The sequence below is a fragment of the Paenibacillus sp. RU5M genome (assembly GCF_900221055.1).
Classification (GTDB): Bacteria; Bacillota; Bacilli; order Paenibacillales; family Paenibacillaceae; genus Paenibacillus; species Paenibacillus marchantiae.
On sequence record NZ_OBQM01000005.1, the window covers coordinates 69,297 to 88,731 of the forward strand.

15 protein-coding genes and 1 riboswitch are annotated in these 19,435 nt (G+C 47.2%); of the genes, 4 read left to right on the plus strand and 11 right to left on the minus strand.

The features are described from left to right. The first annotated feature begins 182 nt into the window (after positions 1-182). Together CRO25_RS33405 and CRO25_RS16415 are read left to right on the plus strand one after the other, a co-directional pair. Positions 183-350 carry a hypothetical protein gene (locus tag CRO25_RS33405; RefSeq protein WP_161490662.1) on the plus strand — a complete coding sequence of 56 codons (168 nt, stop codon included), beginning with the start codon at positions 183-185 and terminating at the stop codon, positions 348-350. 206 nt (positions 351-556) lie between these two features. Then, on the plus strand, positions 557-1,246 hold the full coding sequence (locus CRO25_RS16415) for a hypothetical protein (RefSeq protein WP_079695739.1): 690 nt from the start codon (positions 557-559) through the stop codon (positions 1,244-1,246). Positions 1,247-1,762: 516 nt separating this feature from the next. Here the strand turns inward: CRO25_RS16415 and thiC are convergent. Both thiC and CRO25_RS16425 read right to left on the minus strand, forming a co-directional pair. After that, on the minus strand, positions 1,763-3,550 hold the full coding sequence (thiC, locus tag CRO25_RS16420; RefSeq protein WP_079695912.1) for a phosphomethylpyrimidine synthase ThiC: 1,788 nt from the start codon (positions 3,548-3,550) through the stop codon (positions 1,763-1,765). Positions 3,551-3,909: 359 nt separating this feature from the next. Continuing rightward, positions 3,910-4,023, minus strand: a riboswitch (TPP riboswitch). Between the two features lie 116 nt (positions 4,024-4,139). Then, on the minus strand, positions 4,140-4,883 hold the full coding sequence (locus CRO25_RS16425) for an IclR family transcriptional regulator (protein WP_063568040.1): 744 nt from the start codon (positions 4,881-4,883) through the stop codon (positions 4,140-4,142). A gap of 358 nt (positions 4,884-5,241) precedes the next feature. On the opposite strand from CRO25_RS16425, the gene CRO25_RS16430 reads away from it, so the two are divergent. Continuing rightward, a complete protein-coding gene (locus CRO25_RS16430) occupies positions 5,242-6,270 on the plus strand; it encodes an alpha/beta hydrolase (protein WP_063568039.1) in 1,029 nt (342 codons plus the stop codon). A 197-nt stretch (positions 6,271-6,467) separates the two neighbouring features. Then, positions 6,468-7,793 (plus strand): Fe-Mn family superoxide dismutase, encoded by a 1,326-nt coding sequence (locus CRO25_RS16435; RefSeq protein ID WP_063568038.1) that lies wholly within the window; start codon positions 6,468-6,470, stop codon positions 7,791-7,793. A 133-nt stretch (positions 7,794-7,926) separates the two neighbouring features. On the opposite strand, the gene CRO25_RS16440 is transcribed toward CRO25_RS16435, so the two are convergent. From CRO25_RS16440 to CRO25_RS16480, 9 genes are all read right to left on the minus strand, one after another. Then, on the minus strand, positions 7,927-11,562 hold the full coding sequence (locus CRO25_RS16440; RefSeq protein WP_079695740.1) for an S-layer homology domain-containing protein: 3,636 nt from the start codon (positions 11,560-11,562) through the stop codon (positions 7,927-7,929). Positions 11,563-11,832: 270 nt separating this feature from the next. Further along, on the minus strand, positions 11,833-12,057 hold the full coding sequence (locus CRO25_RS16445) for a hypothetical protein (protein ID WP_053779639.1): 225 nt from the start codon (positions 12,055-12,057) through the stop codon (positions 11,833-11,835). Between the two features lie 70 nt (positions 12,058-12,127). Beyond that, positions 12,128-12,982, minus strand: a complete 855-nt coding sequence (locus CRO25_RS16450) for a lipoate--protein ligase (protein WP_079695741.1) — start codon at positions 12,980-12,982, stop codon at positions 12,128-12,130. Positions 12,983-13,224: 242 nt separating this feature from the next. Next, complete coding sequence (gene folE, locus CRO25_RS16455; protein ID WP_079695742.1) at positions 13,225-13,818, minus strand: GTP cyclohydrolase I FolE; 594 nt, start codon at positions 13,816-13,818, stop codon at positions 13,225-13,227. A 79-nt stretch (positions 13,819-13,897) separates the two neighbouring features. Continuing rightward, entirely contained in the window at positions 13,898-14,161 is a 264-nt protein-coding gene (locus CRO25_RS16460) for a YneF family protein (protein ID WP_063568444.1), read from the minus strand. A 223-nt stretch (positions 14,162-14,384) separates the two neighbouring features. Next, entirely contained in the window at positions 14,385-15,416 is a 1,032-nt protein-coding gene (locus CRO25_RS16465; RefSeq protein WP_063568445.1) for an HD-GYP domain-containing protein, read from the minus strand. 15 nt (positions 15,417-15,431) lie between these two features. Continuing rightward, the gene (gene queG, locus CRO25_RS16470; protein WP_079695743.1) at positions 15,432-17,270 is read right to left on the minus strand and encodes a tRNA epoxyqueuosine(34) reductase QueG; all 1,839 of its coding nucleotides are present in this window, start codon (positions 17,268-17,270) and stop codon (positions 15,432-15,434) included. 178 nt (positions 17,271-17,448) lie between these two features. Continuing rightward, entirely contained in the window at positions 17,449-18,054 is a 606-nt protein-coding gene (gene lepB / locus CRO25_RS16475; RefSeq protein WP_024632997.1) for a signal peptidase I, read from the minus strand. A 423-nt stretch (positions 18,055-18,477) separates the two neighbouring features. Continuing rightward, positions 18,478-18,903: a GNAT family N-acetyltransferase gene (locus CRO25_RS16480; protein WP_024632996.1), complete on the minus strand. Its 426-nt coding sequence runs from the start codon at positions 18,901-18,903 to the stop codon at positions 18,478-18,480. Positions 18,904-19,435 lie beyond the last annotated feature (532 nt).

Consider the following 19,435-nt stretch of genomic DNA (forward strand, 5'->3'; position numbering starts at 1 on the left):
TACATCTCCTGAATACGGGGTAAAATCACTACAATCCAATTGGAATTACACCTTAAGTTGCCTATTTCGTCTAACAAGTCACATATACCTATTTGCGTAACAGAGACGATAACCCGTCGGAATACATAACCTATTAATAATCACATATGCATATTCGAAAATGCATTAAAGGAGGAACCAAGATGATCCGCATGCCTATTCAGCAAATGATCCCGTACCACCACCAATACCCGCGCAACACGGCGACCACTGCTCCCAAAAAGGAGAATGAGAACACTCAGGGTCTATCCTTTCATGAAATTTTGCAACAAAAAATGGCTAAAAAGAATGCTGCGCCTTCTATGCGATAAATGAAATGATGAGCGAAATTAGAATTGCTTACGTGGTTTGCACCGTTCCTCTGCGAAGTTGTGGATGAACGGTTATTCGCGTTTTCATGATAAATGTTGCTACCTCAATTATTTTAAATATGTACAGTCTATTGTCACAATCTCTATAATGGGTTAAAAATCTTCGAACTTATATGAGACATAATCCATTTCAGGGGGATAGTATGATGATGACCATTGGCTGTTTTCACGCTCACTATTCTAATATTGCACTAACTGAAGAAGCACTCGCTCCTTATGAGGTTGAACTTGTACATTATGTCGATCCGGGTCTGGATCGCCTCAAACATGATGATGATTTCAGCGAAGCAGTTACGCATGAGAAAGTATCACAGACGCTGCAATGGATCGCCCACTGTCATGCAGATGCCATCCTCGTCACCTGTACCCTGTTTGCAGCCGTACTTGAGCAGGAGGCACAGCATGTTCCCGTGCCCGTGATTGGAATTGATGATCCATTACTTCAGGAAATACAGCAGAATCCTGGCGAGTATATCCTAGCGTTTACCAACCCCGCAACGATTGAAGGAACGATGGCGCGGGTGAATCTGGCTTTGCAGCAAGATGATAAGGATGAGCAGCGAAACGAGATCGGAGTGGTAGAAACTGAAGCAGTACTGATCCCGGGCACATTCGAGTTAATTATGCGAGGCGATAAGGAAAGTTATCTTGCAGCAGTGAGCACCGGATTACAGCAAATTGCTGAGCAGTATCCAGATAGCACCGTCGTAGCCTCTCAACTGTCGATGGCTCCCGCAGCAGCCCGGGTCACAGCAGGCACAGGCTTGTTGATCTATAGCCCGCTGGCATCGCTAGCGGCTTATTTGGAGAAGAAGTTGAGCTTGAAGCGGTGTTGAGTGTTGAACTCATGAAGCAAAATAAAAAGACTCTCGAATGAGAGACTTTCGAATGGTATAATTATTTTGTACAGCCAATTTGTGGTGGGAAATAGGTTGCCTCCGGTGGGAGGTGATCCTATGAACTTCTCTTTCAACGACGTAATCGTGTTCGCAATGTTAATTATTGCGCTCCTGACATACATCGACCGTAAAACGAAGTGACCCGCCACAGGTTGACGGCCTGACGGGTCACTTCGTCTGAATTATGCTGCACTCGGAGGAATACCTACCGCAAATGCTGTGCAGGAGTAGCCATTGGCCTGGCTACTCTTATTTGTTTTTACTTATATTCATTTTATTAAACATCTGCGAGACAATCAACCTACAACTGATAAAATATGTTGTGTCGTTATCCTTGTCCTTCGAAGTTAAGTGTGCGCACCGCATACCAAGTAAGAGGCCGTTCCTCTCCTCAATCACGGAGAGGAACGGCTTTTCACCATGTCAGGCCGCCCAGATTGCGCTGAACGACGCTTAAGAGCGTGTCCGGTATTCCTCAGCCTTTTCCAACATACCCGCGGCCACAGCCTCATTCTCGGACAAGCCTTTGTCTGCTGCAAAAGCACGAATATCCTGCGTAATACGCATGCTACAGAACTTAGGGCCGCACATGGAGCAGAAATGGGCTTCCTTAGCCCCTTCTGCCGGCAACGTCTCATCATGGTAGGACAGCGCACGTTCCGGGTCCAGCGACAGGTTGAACTGATCCCTCCAGCGGAACTCAAAGCGTGCCTTGGACAGCGCATCGTCCCGCCGCTGGGCACGTGGGTGACCTTTCGCCAGATCAGCGGCATGAGCAGCGATCTTGTAGGCGATAACGCCTTCCCGCACATCATCCTTATTGGGCAGGCCCAGATGTTCTTTTGGCGTAACATAACAGAGCATCGACGTGCCGAACCAACCGATCATTGCTGCTCCAATTGCCGAGGTAATATGGTCATATCCTGGTGCAATATCGGTCGTCAGCGGTCCCAGCGTATAGAACGGCGCCTCTTTACATATCTCCATTTGCAGATCGACATTCTCCTTGATCTTGTGCATCGGCACATGTCCCGGACCTTCAATCATCACCTGCACATCATGCTTCCAGGCGATTTGTGTTAGTTCACCAAGCGTAGCCAGTTCCGCCATCTGGGCTTCATCATTAGCATCGTAGATGCTTCCTGGACGCAGTCCGTCTCCGAGTGAGAACGCCACGTCATACCTTTTTATAATCTCGCAGATTTCTTCAAAATGGGTATACAAAAAATTCTCCTGATGATGCGCAAGGCACCATGCTGCCATGATGGACCCGCCCCGTGACACAATGCCCGTCATACGTTTGGCGGTCAGCGGAATATATCGCAGCAGCACACCTGCATGGATCGTAAAATAGTCCACACCCTGCTCTGCCTGTTCTATGAGCGTGTCACGATACAACTCCCATGTCAGTGCTTCTGCTTCGCCATTGACCTTCTCCAGCGCCTGATAGAGCGGTACTGTTCCAATCGGTACAGGTGAATTGCGGATGATCCATTCGCGGGTCGTATGAATGTCCTTGCCTGTGGAAAGATCCATCACCGTATCCGATCCCCAGCGTACGGCCCAAGTCATCTTCTCCACCTCCTCCTCGATGGAGGAGGATACCGCAGAGTTTCCGATGTTCGCATTGATCTTCACATGAAAATGACGCCCGATCAGCATCGGCTCACTCTCTGGGTGATTAATATTCGACGGCAGGATGGCCCTTCCACTCGCTAGCTCCTGCCGCACAAACTCTGGCTCCACACCCTCACGAATAGCGGCGAACTCCATCTCCGGCGTGATCATTCCCTGCCGTGCATAATGCATCTGAGTCACACTGCGCCCTGCCTGTCCACGTAATGGTTTAGCACGCAAGCCCGGATACTTCTCGGCTCCAGTTCGCTTCCCTCCTGGTTTCAATCCGTTATCCTCCGGTTTGACCGTTCTTCCCTGGTAGGCTTCAACATCTTCACGCTCCGTAATCCAGCGGGTGCGCAGCGCTGGCAGCCCTGCCCGGATATCGGCATGAAATCCAGGATCGGTCATTGGTCCGCTCGTATCGTAAACACGCAGCGGTTCGTTATGCTCCACTCCTTGGGGAGTATTGGTGTCATGAAGGGCAATTTCACGCTCCGGTACAGCAATGTCCGGTCGTGAGCCATGAATGTATACTTTGCGGCTGCCCGGGAAGGGCTGAACCCGTCCTGTCGTACCTTTTTCCTCTGCCAACTGCAGATCCTGCTTGTCCTGTCCCATCATTCGGTTTCCTGTGCTCATCGCTCTTGTCTCCTCCTCATTAGTGATTGCCTGGATTGAAATGCTTGCTCACGGGTCCAAATCATCCACAACATAGAAAAAGGAAGAGCGACCATACCACACAAAATAGGGACATACACTTCAATTAATACAGACAGTCGAAGCAAAAGGTTTACACCCAATGCTCGCCAATGGCACCCAGCCCTTTATCCAAAAGCAGATCTGACACCAGCTTCCGCCTGTTTACTGTATAAAAAAAGCCGGTTCCCAAGGGAACCGGCTTATGTCCATCACCAATAACACACCTCACTCAGGCTCCATAACGGAGTCCATCCATAGGTCACATTATATGGTGTTCGTGGTCGTATCGCCGATTACTTCCCTACGCTGGTATGATCCAGATCAGGTGCAAAGGGTCCAGAATCTCATGCGATTCCGTCTCAGTCCGGACAATTCGGACTCCCCCAGTAACGTTAACAAGTTGCAGCATCTCAGCCGCAGATTATTCAATTATGCTGACCCCGTTGGGCCGTCCATTACAGAGTAGCGCAACCGGATCATAAAAACAACCTTTAATTTCCAGAGCATAAAATCAGGATAACATCAGTCCCATCTGTGTAGCTGCTTCCTTCAGCACAGGTGCGTATTCATGCAACGTCTCCTGCGAAAGGCGACTAACAGGCCCGGATACCGACAGAGCAGCAGCAATGTTGCCTTTCCGATCCATGATGGGTACAGATACAGCCGCGGCTCCCGGTTCACGCTCCTCATAACTTGTTGCGTAGCCGTATTCCAGAATGTCTTTCATCTGGGCCAAATATACTTTGGGATCGATAAATACGGGCCATTCCGGTCCATTCATCAGATCTTCGCGGTCCTCTTCGGTGGCAAAAGCCATCAGCACTTTACTGGATGCTCCCACAGATAACGGAAGTCTGACGCCCACCGGAGCTACACGACGAATCGCCTGATCACTCTGTACGGCTTGAATTCGAATCCGCTCACTGCCATCACGCAGATATAAACTCACGGTTTCGCCCAGTCGATCTCTCAGCCGCTCCATCGCAGGAAGGAGCAAAATGGCAGGATCATCGCTGCGAGACATATGGGCAGACAGTTCCCAGATACGTATGCCGAGTCGATACTTCTCGGTTGCTGCATCCCGGATCACAAACCCCTTGTCCTCCAAAGTAGCCATCAGACGATGGACTGTACTTTTGTGCAGACCGATCTGGCTCGCAATTTCCGTGAGCCCCAGATCACTGCGGGTTGTAAAACACAATAATATATCCAGCGCCCGTTCTACAGCCCGGACGGTTAACTTTCGGTCTTCCATGGCAAGTTGCCCTCCTCATGTTTCATCACATGAAACTTGGTTACATAAATTATATGAGAAACGGTCTCATCTGTAAACCAAAAAGCGCCATTTGGAATAGGGATATTTGTAAATATTTTCTTTTTATAAATTAGAATCCCCTGCATTTTGCACCCTAAGGAAATGTTACCCATATATCTTCAAAACTATATAACAATTGCGTAACAAATGGCCTCAATCAATTGACTTTGACTATATTGGAACATACGATAAAGATATATTAAATTAAGATTTTGCTTCATATGTAGTCAGAAAAATCATTTATCCGCTCTGTTCGTCTCGTTGTTATCTTCATTTGATTTTTAAAGGAGGGGCAATCATGTATCCGACATCCCAGAGCGAAGCCCCGCTGCAAACGAAAGTGTCAGATCTGCCTTCTTCGTTATCACCGAGGCTGATCCGGTTCAAACATATTGTCGTGGCGTTGTTGCTCTCCGTTGTATTTTTTCTGCTCTTTTGTTTCATTGCACTACACGGTTATATTGCTTGGGTATTATCCAATCCAACTGTAGCGCCTGTATTCTCCAATCCCATGCAGGCGAAGAACATGAAGTATCAAGACATCACGTTCCCGGCAGCAGACGGCAGTCGAACGATGCAGGGTTGGTATATTCCGGCTGATGATAATGCAAACAAAACCATCATATTCAGCCATGGATATGGTGCGAATCGTGAAGAGACCTGGGTACCAATGTATGATCTGGCCCATTATGCTCACCAACTTGGCTTCAATGTGGTGATGTTCGATTACGGTTTCGCTTCACAGGTGAACAAAGCTGTCGCCACAGGTGGCAAAGCCGAGTCCCAACAGCTGCTTGGTGCTATCCAGTTTGCGAAGCAGCGTGGAGCTCAGGAGCTTGTCGTATGGGGGTTCTCCATGGGTGCAGGTACAGCCCTGCAGACTGGGCTAATTACCAAAGATGTGGATGCTATGATTCTGGACAGCACGTTCCTGCTTGAGCCGGATACGCTGTATCACAACATCCATAATCAGATTGATCTTCCGCGGCAGCCTACGCTGGAGATTATGAACCTGCTGTTCCCGATTCTGAACGGGACCGGATTGCAGCAAATTCCGTATCAAGAAGTGAAAAAAGAAGATTATCCTTTCCCGATTTTCTTCATCCATGGTACCGAGGATGAGAAAGCTCCTTACCCGATTGCGGAGCTGCTTGCCGGTAACCAAACCAATCCGAATTCCGATGAATGGATTGTGGACGGTGCGCATCATGAGCTGATCTTCCGGGAGCATCCGAAGGAATATCTGCGCCGTGTCTCCACATTCCTGAGTCATGTGACCAAGACGAGCAGCGATGATGTGGAAAATACGAATAACGGAGAATCGTGAAAATCCGGTAATTCAAGAGCCCCTAGGGGCTCTTTTTTTTGTGTATACATAGGACAACATGCCTGAAGAATATACTTTTGGGATGTAATTAAAGACAGCTCTACCTTGTACAATACAAAATTGAGCGAACCGGGGAAGCAATTCGTTTCTGCTACTGGATCTGAATTCAAATTCATCTGAACGGAGGTATACCGCTTATGAATTGGTATGGATATGGGCATCTGCTGCCTCTGCGGGTACTCGAAGAAGTCCGTTTCTGGAAAGAGCAAGAGAAGGAACATACGATTGTCATTCGTGCCTTGGTTCCTGATCTTGAACCCTCATATGTCAAATGGCTTGCGGAATGGGAAGCGATTTTTGAGAATAGCGAACGAGTCGCGAATCAGCTGTTGAAGCAAATACTGCCGGGAACCCAACCGCCTGCTCCTTACATCATCCGCTGTATTGAACAGCTCGTGGCTGCGGCCTGCACACAATCGCGTGAGTTCATTAGACAGCTGTACGTCCTGCTGGAGCAAAGTACTGCTGTTCAGCAGGTGCCGATTGCCAAAGTGGTTATTCTGCATTTCATACGTGAATCGGAGTATTTCCTGGGGGTACTTGAAACGCTGAAACAATCTGGAGCTTTGCGAGATTTGGTGTCTGATCCATCTTTTTCACTGGACCATATTCTTCAAACCTCGGAACAACCGGCTGATCCCAACGTACACGTTGCTTCAACGCCCGTGTCTGAACAGCCCTATCGTGAAGCTGTAGAAGAATCGTCCAATGCTGCGGGAAAAATCAATAACTCCACTCCAGCGGTACAGGCACAATCTTCAGCGACTGCTGTAAAGACTCCCAATACAAATGCCGAGGGTACAACCAGCTCTTCAGCAGCGCCAGTCAAAGAGAAACCTGTACCTATTGGCGGACACACACTGCCACCCCTACCCTATGCCTACAATGCGCTGGAACCACATATCGACGAGATGACGATGCGTATACACCATGACAAACACCATCAATCCTACGTAGACGGACTGAACACCGCGGAGAAAAAGCTGGCAGAATCGCGGAAAAAGAATAATTTTGAACTCGTTAAACATTGGGAACGCGAACTCGCATTTAATGGTGCAGGTCACTACCTGCATACCATTTTCTGGACGATTATGAATCCCAAGGGTGGAGGCAAACCCTCCGGTATGCTCGCAGAGCAGATCAAGCGGGATTTCGGTAGCTATGAAGCGTTCAAGAATCAATTCACTGAAGCGGCCAACAAAGTGGAAGGCAGTGGCTGGTCCATGCTGGTCTGGAGCCCGCGGGCGCACAGATTGGAGATTTTACAGGCGGAGAAACATCAGAACCTGTCCCAGTCCGACATCGTGCCTCTCCTGCCACTTGATGTATGGGAACACGCCTACTATCTGAAACACCAGAATGAACGCAAAAAATATATCGAGGACTGGTGGAAGGTTGTGTACTGGCCAGCTGTGGCGGAACGTTACGAAACTGCGCGCAAGCTGTTATGGCCACCTTATTAGGATTCTCGGGCTAAGCATAGCATCGGGGAGTACTCTGAAGCACATTAAATCCATGGTGCTAAATGTTGATTAAAAAAGAGATATCTCCAGCCGAATGACTGAAAGATATCTCTTTGAGTTTGAATACAACTAGTTACTTGCGGATAGAAGCTGCCTCAATCGCTTCATAAGCCCAATGTGTGACAGGTACATCCGACCACTGTCCTGCCGCATTCGTTTCAGCTTGAAGACCGATCAGCTTATTCAGCATTGTAACAGCTTCAGCGCGGGTTATCGGACGACTTGGACGGAACGTGCCATCCTTGTATCCGGTAACTACTCCCGCCGAACTTAATTGTTCTACTGCTTGTTGCGCCCAATGCTCGTTCACATCGGTAAATGCTTTCGGCGCAGTAGTCATCTGAGCAGATGTTAATAACGGCTGTAACACGACAGCCATTTCCGCGCGGGTAATCGCTTGATCCGGCTTAAAGCTGCCATCTGTATAGCCTTGAACAGAACCGGATTGGGCTGCTGCTGATATAGCCGCCTGTGCCCAGTGGCTGGATGTAACATCTGTAAATTCATGACTTCCCTCAAGAGTAGATGTTCCCAGAATACGCGTGATTAATGTTGCCATTTCCGCACGAGTTACATTACGCTCTGGTCGGAAACTGCCATCCGTGTACCCCTGAATATAAGGTTGTGCTTTCAATGTGTTGTCTGTCCAGTCTTTGACCTTAACAATGGAGAATGTACTGAATTTGTTTACTTCAATCTCGACGCCTTGCTGATTATCACCGTTTAGGGTAACCCTTTTGCCGTGTACAAGCTCCTTCGTTCCATCACTATGCTCAATATATACACCTAGCTCCTCAGACTTCACACCTGCAACCTGATTAGCATCTAGAGGCAATATGAGCGTAACAGGTCTGCTCTGTAGATTGGTTTCGATCATCATTGGACGTCCAATGATCTGGATATCCGTTGTGCCTACGAATTGGATGATCGACTCATTCGCCTGTGCTCTCGTTTGGATCTCTGAACGTTGGGATTCCTTCTTCACCGGTACAAGACGGAAATACATATCATCTGTGCGTCCGTTCAAGGAACTCGCCGGAACGATAATCTTTACATTAGGATTAGAAATAACCAGATTCACTCCTTGCTCAGCCAGCATTGCTGACGATTGTGGAGAGAGCTTCAGATCCCACTGTGATACTTCATCTTTTGCGTCCGGGATCAAGACAACCGCTGTACGGGAGCCTGTCTGTTTCAACTGGTCGATAATGGTTTGCGTTTTGCTCTGATCAAGAAAAAGTTCATCCTTAACCGTACCATCTGTTCCTCGAGTACGTTTAATCTCCAAGGAAGCGATCGTTGAAGCTTGATCCCCATTCGCTACATCCACTTTGATTACTTCTTTCTGTGGAGCTTGTGGAGTTGTTGGCGATACAGGAGTTGGAGTAATAACTCCCCCACCTCCCCCATTACCTGGCGTTTCTGGATTGGATGGAGTTATGTTAATCTTCACTGAATTAGAGATTCCATATTCGGATACGCCATCTTCATATACAGCTCTAACAGCGAAAATATATTTTTCGCCTTCTCTAAGATCATTAATTTCCCAACTACTATTCATAATATTAGAAGTAACAAGTACCCATTGTGAAGGGTCTACTGGTGCTGATGAACCTTCGTACATATAGACCGAAGCTAATCCGTTCATGATTGGATCCCAAGTTAACGTAACCTTTTTCTCACCTTTTGTTGCCACTACATGCTGTGGTACAGGAAAGTTCGGGTCTGGATCTGGATTAGATCCACCACCATTATTATTTTCCTCTTGCGGGATCACAACGTTAGATGCAACATAATCTGAATTTTCTTCATCGGAAGTATACGATCTAACTGCAAATACATAAGATTCACCATTCGTCAGCCCACCAATATGTCCATCGATGTAACTGTCCGTCACATTTGTCCACAGATCCGGATCCTTAGGTGCCTCCGTACCTTGGTACATATACACGCGATATTCTAATTCTGGTTCTTCAGTCCATTCAATGGCAGCCTGACCATCACCCGGTGTAGCCACTACGTTTTGTGGAAAAGGCGTTGAGTTTGCAGGAGTTTCATATCCCCGTTCTCCCATGTTCCAGAGCTGACCATTCGTATCTTCTACCGCCAGGAACACTCGGTACGAGGTGCTCTCTTCCAGTCCTGTGAACAAGAACGATCTTTCTTCATTAGCTTCTAGATCAACATAAGATAGATTAGCCAAGGCATGTAATTTAGTATCTTCATCCGACTGTCCCGCATTTTCTTCATCATACGTTCGATTGTCAAAATAAAATCTACCAGCTTCATTAAGCTTCACTATAACTTTAGATGTGGACTGAGTAATTGTTCCGTTTGTAGGATATGGATACAAATAATCTATTGTCCGATCAGGCAGTGGTGGAGTCGGTGCAGTCATAAGCTTGGATGAACGTAATATCGGATACCCATCGTTGATCCTGTTACGAGTTGTCCAAACTCCATCGAAATCCCATCCACTGAAATTAGATTGTTGTTTCATCTGTTCGGTAGTAAGACCCGTTGCATAATTAAAACCATTCTGCTGGTTCGTACTACTCTTGGCTAAATCATAGTAGTTATTAGTAAAGATAACTTGATTCTCTGGATCATTCAGATTACCAATGACTGACCCTATTGTCTGATCATCAACAGGTGATGATGAATTATCAGACATAACGTTTACAGATGCCGCCACATAATTATTAAGTACATTTATTTGAGAGGTGTTACTCGAGCGACGTACTTTATTCACTTCACCAATCAGTCCGCCAATGGCTTCAGCAGAAAAATCATTATTCCCTGTAGCATCAGATCTGACTGAACCAATCACATAGTTATCCGCAATAGTATGGCTAGACTCATAATTAAGCTGGCCAATCAAGCCGCCTACCTGGTAGTTACCCGTCACCTGTCCTGAAGCGTAGCTTTGTTGAATGAAGTTATCATTCGACTCTCCGATCAGTCCACCTATAGCCTCATAACCACTCACTATACCCTCAGCAGCATTTGCAATGATTGTACTCTTGTTACTTTCTCCAACAAGTCCCCCGAGTGAGTCGCGATCCTCACCTAAGGCGATCACTGCGACATTAGTACTATTATTTAGATATTCACTTTTGTCCGATAAACCTGAAATACCGCCAACTTTCATATTCCCTTGTATATTTCCACTGATTTGGACCCCTTCAATATGCGACTCTATGCTCCGTCCGGCAAGTCCGCCTACGATTACATTCCCTTTTATAGAAACATCGTTTAGTTTAAGATTTTTAACCTCAGCACCTTGTAAAACTGAGAACAGCCCCACATACTTCTGATTCTCATCCATCGTTTTCAAACCGGAGATCGAGTAACCATTCCCATCGAACCTGCCTGTAAAAGGCATAAGCTCATCTTCTATCATGTCAGCAATTGGAGTCCAAGATCCTCTGTTCAAAAACGTGCTCATGGCTGCTTCAGAAATATCATTCTTCAGCTTGTAATTACCGTTTAAGTCTTCTCTTACGCAATAGAGCTCTTCAGGCGTACTAATGAGCTTCCATTCAACATCATCAGAATCCGTTTCCGTTATTTCATAGCAACTCTTGGCCTGAACGACGCCTTGTTGAAACACAACTGGCAGCATACCGAAGACCATAAGGAACGATAATATCACGACCCCTATTCGTCTCAGGAGCCTGGCGCGCTTCTGGTGATCCTTTTTTCGCATGTTCGAATCTTCCCTTCTCTTTCTGTTGTAGGAAGATTATAACTATCAGCTCTGAACGGATTCTGAACATTTATCGTCATTTTTCGTGAAAATATGCCTTTTCTCGCATTTTCGCAAAACCACTTTCAAATAAGCATGTTTCTTCCCGTGCAATTTGTTGTTCAGCGGGGCGCGCCTGAATCGAATAATCCAAATGCAGATACAAAAAAAGCAAGCCTCTATACTAGAGACTTGCTTATCATTTGAGAACCACTGTGCAGAGCGTTTACCTTAAGACGCGCAGCCTTCACAGGCAACATAGTTGTCGCCAACCTGTTTGCTAATTGCGATCAGATCGCCCAGCTTGATATCTTCTTCACCTGTAAATTCAAGATCAGCGATACGTGCAACGATCAGGGCAGCTGCTTCTTCCTTGCTTGTAGCCATTTGGCTAAATTCAGACTTTTCGCCTGTAGAAATGACCTCATATAAGTACGTATATCTTAAAGTTTCCATGTAGACACTCTCCTTCCGAAATCACATCATATCATCTCTATTACCCAATTCCAAGTCCAAGCTTCTGAACCTAATCGTAACGCAGTTTCATCTGCTCAGCCGTCCGTCTAACGGCTTCCCGATCCACGGTCAACACACGGCTCGTCTCCGCCAGGGGAAAACGCTGACGCAGTGTACGTACCAGCGAAGCTGTATACGCCGCAGCAGAAGGGACACCTGCCAGTTCCTGCAAACTCGCCATCGTTCCGGGCCGAACATCCGGATAGCCTTCGCTGGCACCGTCTGCTGCATCCTGATAGAACTTACGCACGTCTGCTGCCAATTGGTCCCCTTGTCCTTCCACGATGATAAAGGCCGTAATGATATAAGCCTTGGCCTGTCTACGCTGGGCAATACCACAGAATTTCAGTCCACCCACGCTGACATCATAATCCCCAGGACAGAAGGCGCCTTCGATCTCCCCCGTACGTGCCTGACTCGACCACGGTGTTAGCGATTCAGCAATCAGTGAGGCCATCTCCCGAAAATCATCGTGTATATTGATGGCTCGTCCAGGGTTGGGCAAAATTAAAGAAACGTTAACCACCCCTGGATTCAAGGGAACTGCTGCACCACCGGATGGACGAACGCAGACCGCTGTTCCCTGGCTTCTAATGCGTTCCATCGCTTCTACCGCCTGTGGCAGCCTCCGATCCCGCAGCCCTGCTACAAAGGCATCTGGATGCCGCCATATATGAGCAACGGGCAACTGACCCTCTCCCACCCGGCGGCACATGACTTCTTCCCAAGCAAATGCTTCAAGCACACTGCTCCCGTGCCGCAGCAGCGGTGTCTCCCAAATCTGTAGACGCAATGAATGATCCAGCTGCATCTGCTGCTTTATTCCCGGCGATCCGGGTTGATCTGAATTGGACGGTACACTCATATAAGATAGCCTCCGACTAAACTAATCTGGATGAATTGAAATAATTACGTGATCCTTATGTATCCCCATGAATATATAAATAAGCCGGTTCCCCAGGGAACACGGCTTATTTATGAAAGCTTCCATTGGCACAAGCATCTATACTGCCATTTCAGATCCAGCAAATTGCCGAATGGAAACAACATGATGGTGCCAAAGGATTCAATGCTTCTGGCTTGTCCATCGAGTGGAATGAGCCGATCTTAATCTTTCATGAGCGACAGGAACTCGGCACGCTGTGCCGGGTTTTCACGGAAAGAACCACGTACCGCAGACGTTACCGTCTTGCTGCCCGGCTTCTTCACGCCGCGGGAACACATGCACAAGTGCTCGCCTTCCACGACAACCATGACACCGTTCGGCTCTACTGCTTCAGTCAGAATATCGGCAATCTGTGAGGTAATGCGCTCTTGAACCTGCAGGCGGCGGGTAACTGCCTCCACCAGACGGGCCATTTTGCTTAATCCCACAATCTTGCCACTCGGTACATATCCAATGTGCACCTTGCCGAAGAAAGGCGCCATATGGTGTTCACATTGGCTGTAATAGACAATGTCCTTCACAATGACCAGTTCTTCATGATTCTCGTCAAACGTCACTCCAAGTACATCGCGCGGGTCCACTTCATACCCGCCAAAAATCTCTTCATACATCCGGGTTACGCGTGCAGGCGTTTCAAGCAGCCCTTCCCGCGTACTATCCTCACCGATCAATTGCAAGATCTGCTCAATGTGATACTCGATCTTCTCCCGATTGTCGGATACTTTTGAATTCAAATAATCTTTAACGCCAGCCACTGCCGAACGCCTCCTTTCGAACCACATGCTGTAAGTAGCCATTCACTTCAGCATTATGCAAAATGCTCACTCACAGCTATTATTTTCGGCGGCCCGAGTTTTTACGCGCAGGATGTTGTTGCGGCTGAGGCATCTTAGTGCCAGGCTGCTGGTTCTTCATCATCTGCTGGGCGCGCTGCATCTGCTTGCCATTCAGGTTATAACCCATTTGCTTCGCCATCTTCTGGAGCATGTCGGGATCGCTTTGCATTTTCTCAAGCTGCTTCCGCAAGTAGTATACCCCAATGAAAAATCCTCCGACCAGACCAACAATCAATGTAATAATCGGTATTGCTATTGCCATCTCTTAGACACCTCTGTATGCAATCTAAAAAGCCTGATGATCCGTGTCAGCACATGATGTTATACGCTCACAATGCAAACATGACACGCACCGGATTTCCTGAAAGTTATCATAGCATTTCCGCACGCCTTGAGCAAACGGATTTTCCAGCTATCTACTGAATTTAACATCCAGAAAACAGATCGAAAACATTCAATAAATCTTTCAGGAACATCCGTATAAGTTACATCAGTACCGCCTCTATGAAAACGGTTGTATGCTGAGCCAGATCCACTTCAATCACATCCAGATCATAACGTGTACTGCCACGTGCCACCCGAATGACCGGCCTACCGGGCAAACCCCGGTGCTGACGCACAATGACTCCGGTCTCTCTGGTAGACAATCGAACTGCTGTTCCATTCGGATAAACGGATACACTCCGGTTGAATTCTATCAAAATGTCACGATCCAGCTTCGTGCCAGACATCGCCATCATCTCTTCACAGGCTTCATGCGGCAGCAACCTTCGACCCGAAAGGCCATTGATCAGATTATCATACGTGTTAGCTGCACTGACGATTCTGGCGAACAGATGAATGTCTTTTCCCTTGATACCTCTCGGCTGTCCCGTTCCATCCACATGCTCATGATGCTGCAGAGCTGTATGTGCCACAAGCAGATTGAACTCCCGTTTGGACTTGATCAACTCGAACCCTCTCCACGTGTGATGCAGGGAGGAATTCGCTGCTGAACCGCTGCCGGGTGGCTCCCCCACTTTACCGATGTCATGCAATAGAGCTCCGACGGCTAGATCCTTGAGCTGCACATAGTTAAGCCCCAGATTCAGACCAATGACAGAAGACAGCAAACATACATTCATGGCGTGAACATACTGTGCGTTATCTTTGGTCCGAATATCTGTGAGCTGGACAAGCAGTTCACGCCCATTCAGAACATCGTTCAACAATTTATCGATGCTGATGGCGACCTTCTTCGGGCTCCAGTCCTTCCCGGAACGGATAGATTCAAGAGTTACACTCATTTCATTAATAACTGCTTTTTTCGTGGCTTCATCCAGAATGTCTTCTGTATCCACATCTTTATAAGCTTCATCCTGGATGTATAGCATGGTCACGCCAATACGCTTCAGCGTATTAACCATAAATACGGTGAGTTGGACTCCGGCAGACAGCAATACCGTACCGTTACCGGAATATACTGTTTTGCCCAGAAACTCTCCCGCTTCCACGCTCTCCACGTTAACATACTTCATGAACGTCCCCCGCTCTTACGATTGCTGCTCCAATGTGAGCAATTGCTCTTTGGTTTGCAGCCCACCTACATAACCCACCAGGGTTCCGTCTTTACCGCTGATGCGGTGACAGGGAATAATAATCGGAATCGGATTTTTACTAATGGCATCCAGAACTGCTCGAACAGCTTTGGGCCTACCGATGATTTCCGCAACCTGTTGGTGTGTTGAGGCCTCTCCATAAGATATATCGGACAGGACTTGCCATACTTGTAGCTGGAATGGTGTTCCAAACAAATCGAGCTTCAGTTCAAACGCTTTTCGTTCTCCTGCAAAATACTGCTTCAACTGCTGTGCAGCTTCACTCAGCTTCTCTTCATTTTTCTCATATCGATATTCGCCAATCCATGTACGGGCCCATTGTTGCAGATGTGCCTCGCGCACATGGAATGCACCGAAATCAATGTGACACAGGCCCTTATCCGTGGCACAGAGCGTTAGTGTACCGATCGGTGTCAGTACCTCGTCGTAATATACCGGCGTACCATGCAGGCCTGTTACGGCTGATGGTTTCCATGCTGCAGCTTCCGTTTTGGCAGGCTCTGTCGTCTGCCCGTTCTGTTCGGGTGTCTTATTCTGTTCCTTCTGATCCTCAGGCTTATCGTTGCTCTTTGGCTCTGCCTGAGGCTTATCGGGTAAGGTCTCGGACGAACTCAGTCGTTCCTTGGCCTTCTGCAGCATGCTTAGCACGTTCCCATCTTGTTCGTTAGCGGCAGCTTCCCCAATGGCTCTCATTGCGTCTTCTCCTCCAATTCTGCTCAGCGCCCAAGCTGCAGTTCCCCGCAGCTCGGGACGCGGATCACGCTTCAGTACCTCCGTTAGTTTCGGTACAGCGGTTTTGTCTTTGAAATTGCCCAGGGCAATTACGGCGTTGCGCTGGATTGGCTTCTTGCCCCGCCAAGCGGCGGAACTTTGGCCAAAGCGCTCTTTGAATTCACGGTTACCGATGTCAAGCAGCGGTATCAGCAAAGGTTTTACAATCTCCGGATCGGGATGAAACTCGGGATGGTGGTCCCAGTTTTTACCCCGATTCTTCGGACAGACAATCTGACAGGTATCACAACCGTACAGACGGTTGCCAATTTTCAGCATAAACTCTTCATCCACGAAGCCTTTCGTCTGGGTCACAAACGAAATGCAGCGCTGTGCGTTCAGTTGTCCCGGTCCCACCAATGCTCCTGTTGGACAGGCATCAATACACTTCGTACATTCACCACAATCCTCGGTTACCGGGTTATCTGGCTGAAACGGAATATTCGTGACCAGTTCGCCGAGAAAGATCCATGAACCGAATTTGGGCGATATAATGGCACAGTTCTTGGCACTGAATCCTATCCCCGCACGTTGGGAAACAGCACGGTCCACCAACGCCCCCGTATCTACCATACTTTCAATCATGGCTTCAGGTACGCGTTCACGTATAAAGTTAACCAGCTTGTCCATCGCTGCACGCAGGACTTGGTGATAATCCTGCCCCCAGGCGGAACGAGCCAGAATACCGCGGTATGCACCCGGCTCGGACTTCGGCGGATTGACCATCTTCGATGGATAAGCAACAGCAATAGCAATGAGCGAAGCAGGCTCTCCATCTTTTAGTTCGGGACGCACCCTTTTCTCAATATCAGGCTCCTCAAATCCGGACTCGAATCCTTTCACCCGATGTTGCTCCAGAATGGATTTCAAGGTCACGAATGGTTCTGCCGAAGCGAATCCTATATCATCAATACCCATCTCGGGAGCAGCTGCCTTAATCTCTTGTTTTAACTTCTCCCATACAGCTGCTGCCTTTGCTGCTCCGGTCTGTACACTCGTCATATCTATTCCCTCTCTTCTTCCACGCTAATTCCGTAAATAGTGAACGCCCGCCTCAGGTGGGAGGACAGGCGCTGATTTCGATATACAAGTCGGACATACCGGAGCTAGAAAGAAACCGAGTCTATATCGTTTAACGCAAAATGTAGCGTGAAGTTGTTGTCCTTGTCCTGCTAACATTTTACAGTTTTTTAATTTCCGAGAACGGCCAAAAAATAAACTCCGCCCTGCCTACAATTTCACTGGATGTAATGCTGCCAAACACACGGCTATCCTTGCTCTTGCCTTCATGACGGTTATCTCCCATCACAAAGTAATGATCCGCTTCCAGCGTAATCGGTCCAAAATCAGGGTCCTGAACCTCAGTATCCGTGTACGTTTCCGCTTGCTGCTCCCCATTCACGAACAGATGATGATCCCGTACTTCAACCGTATCACCGGGAAGTCCGACAATCCGTTTGACCAGAAAATCTTTTTTCTCCACACCTTCGCTTGGATCACGAAGTACAATAACATCCGATCGGGACGGTGTCCCAAAATCGTATACAATTTTATTCACAAACAAACGGTCCCGCTCAACCAGCGTGGGCTGCATCGATTGACCTTTGACCATCGAAAGATTGAATACAAACAGGTTCAACAGCATCATGATTACAAAAGCAATCACTATCGTTTTCACCCAGTCCCAAAGCTCTGCACCCCAGGATTTCCCCGGTTGATCAGGCACTCCCGGACCATTTCGTTCCTTGGAAGCCACATGCTCCGTTGAAAGATTATTGGAGTTCAAAGAGACACCTCGTTTATCAATTTTATAAAGAAAAACATCGATCGACGTACTTTCAAGGCAGACAGATCGCATATAATGAACGTTTTTCTTAAAAATATCAGGAAGCTGGCGTTCCACGTTTATATGTTCTGATATTACCAAAATCGAGTGATCATAATCCTTTTAATTCTACTTCATTTGCAAGGGTGAAACAATTGGTTATGAGCACCAACACAACTTGAAGGGTGAATTACAACGGGATTAAAACAGTTAAACCAGGGATTAAGTTAAATGGAATGGCGTTCAGAAGTGGCGAAAAAAGGGGAATAATCGGTGAATAGCACCCATATAAATAGAAAGGCATATCCCTCACGTTGTTACACGCTGAAAGATACGCCTAATATAAAATGAAAATCTGTTTATATTTCTTTTTAACCATGCAAACTAAGCTTTGGACAAGATACTAAGTTTCTGGAAAGCGCTCATAATCTGATTGGCACCGTAACCCATTGCTTCATAAAGAGGCATGGCCACTTTGTTGTGCTCATCACCCGCCACCCATATTTGACTGACTTTACGCTGCTGGAACCTTTGTTCCATGGCCTCGACAAGTTTTTTGCCGACTCCGCGGCGACGATAGTCTGGATGGACCGCAATACGATAGATGCATCCCTGGTTGTGGTCAATCGTACCGATCAAAGCGCCGACGAGGTCTCCCTCTTCTTCCGCAACCATGATCAGGTCAGAATCCCATGACAATTGACGGGCAAACGGGCCCATCGTGTTCTCATAACACTCTTCCGATAGTGCAACCTGGAGAAGCTCTGTCATCTGGCTTGCATCACTCAACTGAAAGGAACGAACGTGCATGTCTTAAATCTCCCTTTTCGTTAGCTTAGATGAGGTTTTACAAAAAGGGGCTCCCCTTTTTACCAAAAACCCAATGTTCATATAATGACAAAAAACGAGAAAATACCGCTTCTTCGTCAATTAAACCATACTTTACGCCATAAAACACGCATTTTCTTTTGAAAGCGCTTAATTGTAACCGTTTACATCCGAATATTAAATTTTCTCTCTATTTAAACACCTAAAATCACATAAATAGTTTCATAATGGGTAAAATATGTTTGTTATCTCTGACCCATGAATGGATTAACATCTGGGGGGACTTAATAAACAAAAATGTTGCTTAATTAGCCCGAATGCGGTTTAATATTAGTGACAAGGGTATTATTACATAGGTACCTGTGGCAATTTGCATAAATCCTGTGAGCGACTTTCACTCAGCAAGATATAGATCGAAGTGATCCTATTCGTCTAGAACTTGTCCCGGAAGCGATTCGAATTGAATTATGCAAAATGCTGACCTTAACAAAAATTCAAAAATCTCAGGAGGTAT